The organism is Mesorhizobium sp. P2_E9, assembly GCF_056403815.1.
This window is the reverse complement of sequence record NZ_JBFUET010000045.1, coordinates 1-4,625: the sequence shown is the minus strand read 5'-3', so window position 1 is coordinate 4,625 and position 4,625 is coordinate 1. Positions and strand designations below refer to the sequence as shown.

The 4,625-nt window shown below is 59.4% G+C and carries 4 protein-coding genes and 3 pseudogenes; 2 read left to right on the top strand and 5 right to left on the bottom strand.

The genetic code is table 11. The features are described 5' to 3' along the window. Positions 1-191 (top strand): annotated as a pseudogene (locus AC1D05_RS35670) (IS5/IS1182 family transposase); the annotation flags it as partial. 55 nt (positions 192-246) lie between these two features. Here AC1D05_RS35670 and AC1D05_RS35665 read toward each other — a convergent pair. From AC1D05_RS35665 to alr, 4 genes and pseudogenes are all read right to left on the bottom strand, one after another. Beyond that, positions 247-750 (bottom strand): annotated as a pseudogene (locus AC1D05_RS35665) (aldehyde dehydrogenase family protein); the annotation flags it as partial. A 124-nt stretch (positions 751-874) separates the two neighbouring features. Then, entirely contained in the window at positions 875-1,255 is a 381-nt protein-coding gene (locus AC1D05_RS35660; protein ID WP_477447662.1) for a RidA family protein, read from the bottom strand. A gap of 37 nt (positions 1,256-1,292) precedes the next feature. After that, positions 1,293-2,543 carry a D-amino acid dehydrogenase gene (locus AC1D05_RS35655; protein WP_477447660.1) on the bottom strand — a complete coding sequence of 417 codons (1,251 nt, stop codon included), beginning with the start codon at positions 2,541-2,543 and terminating at the stop codon, positions 1,293-1,295. Between the two features lie 30 nt (positions 2,544-2,573). Further along, the gene (alr, locus tag AC1D05_RS35650) at positions 2,574-3,707 is read right to left on the bottom strand and encodes an alanine racemase (protein WP_477447658.1); all 1,134 of its coding nucleotides are present in this window, start codon (positions 3,705-3,707) and stop codon (positions 2,574-2,576) included. A 129-nt stretch (positions 3,708-3,836) separates the two neighbouring features. Between alr and AC1D05_RS35645 the strand changes: the two genes are divergently transcribed. Further along, on the top strand, positions 3,837-4,304 hold the full coding sequence (locus AC1D05_RS35645; RefSeq protein WP_477447656.1) for an Lrp/AsnC family transcriptional regulator: 468 nt from the start codon (positions 3,837-3,839) through the stop codon (positions 4,302-4,304). Between the two features lie 122 nt (positions 4,305-4,426). Here AC1D05_RS35645 and AC1D05_RS35640 read toward each other — a convergent pair. Further along, positions 4,427-4,625: pseudogene (locus AC1D05_RS35640) on the bottom strand (IS5/IS1182 family transposase); the annotation flags it as partial.

The following is a 4,625-nucleotide window of genomic DNA, read 5'->3' as shown; positions in this document are numbered from 1 at the left end:
ATGGCAAACGGGCCTTGGTTGAAACGGGGATGGGCAGATATAAGGGCATCATTGGACGGCGATTGCGGGCACGATCATTCCATGCTCAGCAGACAGAAGTTGCCATCGGTGTTACCATTCTCAACCGGATGCTTGACACTGCACGCCCGGTTTCCGTCCGTTGCAAAGCGGCAACGGCGAATTCAAAGTAACCAACCCCATCAAAGACCGAGCGGCGCCTTCATACTGATCCCTGCACCAACGCCTCGAGGCTGGAAAGTTCCAGGGCGTGATGGCACCGACGACGCCTATCGGCTGCTTGATCACCAGCATGCGCCTATCGTTCGACGGGGCGGAGATCGTCTCTCCATAGATGCGGTTCGCCTCTTCGGCATACCACTGAAGATAGGCAGCCGCATGCTGCACCTCGGACTTTGCCTCGGCCAAAGGCTTGCCCATCTCAGCGGTCAGGATCGCTGCGAGATCGTCGCTGTGCTCCAGGATTAGCCGATGCCATTCCCACAGCACGTTCGATCGCGCGCGAGCGGTGAGATGAGCCCATGGTTGCTGCGCAGCAGATGCTCTTTCGATGGCCGCGCGGGCATCGTGAGCACCCATGTCAGGCACCTCCGCCAGCAACTCGCCGGTCGAGGGATTGAAAACGGCAAAGCGTTTTCTCGAGATGGCGACCGACGGATACGGCTCCGCTGCGAGGTCGAGGAAGAGCTGCGGCTTGTTCAGGTGTTTTGTCAGCGCCGGTGTCAGCGTCATTCCTCTTCCTCCATCAGTCCTGTGCGGCTGCGATGTCCACGCACCTCTATGCGAAACGGGAAAGCCGGAGCAATGACCCATCACTGCTCAGGTGCCTTCCTTTGCTGGCGATGATTTGTCGCCGTTAGATCAAGGCGATCACGGCTTCGATCTCGACCTTGGCACCTTTGGGCAGTGCCTTGACTTCATAGCAGGCGCGGGCAGGGAAGGGCGTGGAGAAGAAGCCGGAATAGATGCGGTTGACCTCCGCGAAATCACCGAGATCGGTGAGGAGGACTGTCGTCTTCACCGTCTTCGCCAGCGTGGTCCCTGCGGCCTTGGCAATCGCTGCAAGATTCTTGAGGCACTGCTCGGCCTGTTCGATCGCATTTGTCGAATTGAACTCCCCTGTAGCAGGATCAATGGGCAACTGACCGGAGACGAAGAGCAGATCGCCCACCTTGATGGCTTGAGAGTAGGGGCCAACAGCGCTCGGGGCGTCGGTTGTGGAAATTGGTTCGATCAAAGCTCAGTCCTCCATGATGATTGATATGGTGTTTGGATCAGGCGTAACGGCTGATTGCCAGATCAGTGGCGTCGATTTCCGGCTTGCGGCGAGAAACCAGATCGGCAATCACCCGGGCCGAGCCTGAACTCATTGTCCAGCCAAGCGTGCCGTGGCCGGTGTTGAGAAACAGGCCGGTGATTTCCGTCGGGCCAATCACCGGCGTGCCATCTGGCGTCATTGGTCGCAGCCCTGACCAGAAGGTCGCCTTGCCGGCATCGCCGCCCGGAAAGAGGTCCATGACGGAATGCTCGAGCGTGCGCCGGCGCGCCTCACCGAGATCATTGGTATAGCCGGAGATTTCGGCCATGCCGCCGACGCGGATACGGTTGCCAAGCCGGGTGATGGCAATCTTGTAGGTTTCGTCCATGATCGTCGATTCGGGTGCGCGCGAAGCATCGGTAATTGGGATCGTCAAGGAATAACCCTTGACCGGATACACCGGCAGTTTGATGCCGTAGCGTTTAAGGAGCAGCGGCGAATAGCTGCCAAGTGCAACGACAACCGCCTCGGCCGCGAGCCGTTCCCAGTTGGTCACGACACCCCATACCCGGCCGCCTTCGACATCCAGTTTCTTGACTTCAGTGCCCCAGGAGAAGCGAACGCCCAATTGTTCGGCCTTGTTGGCAAGGGCGTTGGTGAACTTGAAGCAGTCGCCGGTTTCATCCTTCGGCGTCAGCAGGCCGCCGACGATCTTGTTGTGGACATGCGCGAGTGCTGGCTCGGCGCGAACGCAGCCATCGCGATCGAGAACCTCGAAGGGAATCCCGTCGGCGGCAAGCGCCTTGACGTCCTTGGCGGAAGCATCGAGCTGTGCCTGCGTGCGAAAGAGCTGCAACGTACCCTGCATCCGCTCGTCATATTCGATGCCCGTTTCCTTGCGCAGGGCGGCAAGCGAGATGCGGCTATAGTCGGCCAACCGCAGCATCCGGCTCTTGTTAATGGCGTAACGCTCGGACGTGCAGTTCACGAGCATCTTGGCCATCCAGCAGAGCATGGCCGCGTCGATTTTCGGCCTCAGGATCAGCGGCGCATGCTCCATGAACAGCCATTTTAGGGCCTTCATCGGAATGCCCGGCGCTGCCCAGGGCGAGCAATAGCCGAAGGAGACTTCGCCGGCATTGGCAAAGCTCGTCTCCAGCGCTGGGCCTTTCTGCCGGTCGATAACCGTGACGTCGTGGCCGGCTTTCACCAGTTGATAGGCGGAGGTGACGCCGACGATGCCGGCCCCAAGAACGATGACTTTCATGATGTCCCCAATGATCGAGCCCCACGGCTCCTAGCGATATTGCTGGTGATAACGGTCACCCAGGCTGGTCAGGATTTCGTAGGATATGGTGCCGGCATCGCGGGCCACGTCCTCGAGCGTTTGATGCGGGCCGAGCACCTCGACGAGGCTGCCCAATCGCAGTGTGCCTTCGGGCAGCGCCGTGATGTCTACCGTGATGCTGTCCATCGAGACGCGGCCGACAATCGGAAGGCGTGTGCCCTGGTAGTAGACGGCCCCACGTCCGCTCAGGCTCCGCGGCAATCCATCAGCGTAGCCTGCCGCAATGGTCGCAAGCCGGGTTTTACTATCCGCGATGTGGGTGCCGCTGTAGCCAACCTTTGCACCTGCTGGAACCGTGCGCGTCTGCACGACCGCGACGTCGAGACGAACGACCGGCTCCATCGGGTTCGCTTCTCCCGCGGTCGGGGCGCCGCCATAAAGGGCGATTCCCGGGCGCGCGAGAACACCATGATACGTCTTGCCGAGGAAAATGCCGCCCGAATTGGCGAAGCAGACATCGAGGCCTCGGAATTCTTCGGCGATGCGCTTCATCTCAGCCAGTTGGTCATCGTTCTGATAGCTGTCCATCTCATCGGCCGAAGCCAGGTGGCTCATGATGAACAGGATCTCGACGGTGCCTTGGCCAGCCAGTTCTGCCGCGAGAGCCTCGCGCTCTTCAACGGGCACGCCAAGCCGCGACATCCCCGTGTCGAACTGAAGCACGGCGGGTAGCGTCCGTTTCATGCGCGTTGCAGCCACTTGCCAGCACCGCCATTGCTCAAGCGAATTCAGAACCGGGATGATGCCGCTCTCAGCGCAGGGCTCCTCATTGCCCGGCTGCAGGCCGTTGAGCACAAAAACCTGGGCATCCGCGGCAAGCAGCGGGCGCAATCTCGCGGCTTCTGCAAGATGCGCAACGAAGAAGTGCCGGCAGCCCGCGCGATAAAGAGCGGGAGCCACGCGCTCCGCACCAAGACCATAGGCGTCGGCCTTCACGACGGCGGCGGCCCGCGCTGGTGCAAGGATCGAGCAGAGTTTTGAATAATTGCGAGCAAGCGCCGAAAGGTCGAAAGTCAGATATCCAGAAGCGCCCTTGTTTGGAACCGTTGCTTCTCTCTCCTGCATGACGACGACGCGGTCCATGTCCGACTCCCCTTAACCTGGCAGCGAGCTTATGAAATAACGAGCGAAATTATTGGCATATGTGACGTTGATTGTTTCAAAATAGATGATCGATTCGCATGTTCGATCACATTTGCGGGGATTAATGCTATGATGGCACTGGACACTATCGACCGAAACATCCTGAGATTGCTTCGGGTTGACGCTCGGGTCAGCAACGCCAAACTTGCCGCTGAAGTCGGCCTTTCGCCATCAGCGTGTCTGAGACGCATCAAGCTTTTGGAGCAGGCTGGCGTTATCCGCGGCTATACGGCCCTGATCGACGCCACCCAGTCTGAATCGACAATCGCCGTGATCATCAACATCACGCTCGAGCGGCAAACAGAAGACTATCTTGACCGGTTTGAGGCGGCCGTCCGCAAACACCCCGAAATCAGGGAATGCTACCTGATGACCGGCGGCTCAGATTATTTGCTGCGGGTCGATGTCGAGAACGCGGGGGCGTTCGAACGGATTCACAAGGAAGTCCTCTCCACACTGCCGGGCCTATTGAGAATCCATTCGAGCTTTTCGATCCGGGACGTACTTGCGGCGCGCTCACGGTCGCGCCGGTCATAGTGACAATGGCCAGGCCTTGGTTCAAAGGGACAAGCCGGCAGGCGGCGCGCCACAGTGCCCGCCTAAAGGGCGTTGGTGCAGGGATCAGTATGAAGGCGCCGCTCGGTCTTTGATGGGGTTGGTTACTTTGAATTCGCCGTTGCCGCTTTGCAACGGACGGAAACCGGGCGTGCAGTGTCAAGCATCCGGTTGAGAATGGTAACACCGATGGCAACTTCTGTCTGCTGAGCATGGAATGATCGTGCCCGCAATCGCCGTCCAATGATGCCCTTATATCTGCCCATCCCCGTTTCAACCAAGGCCCGTTTGCCATAGCCAGCC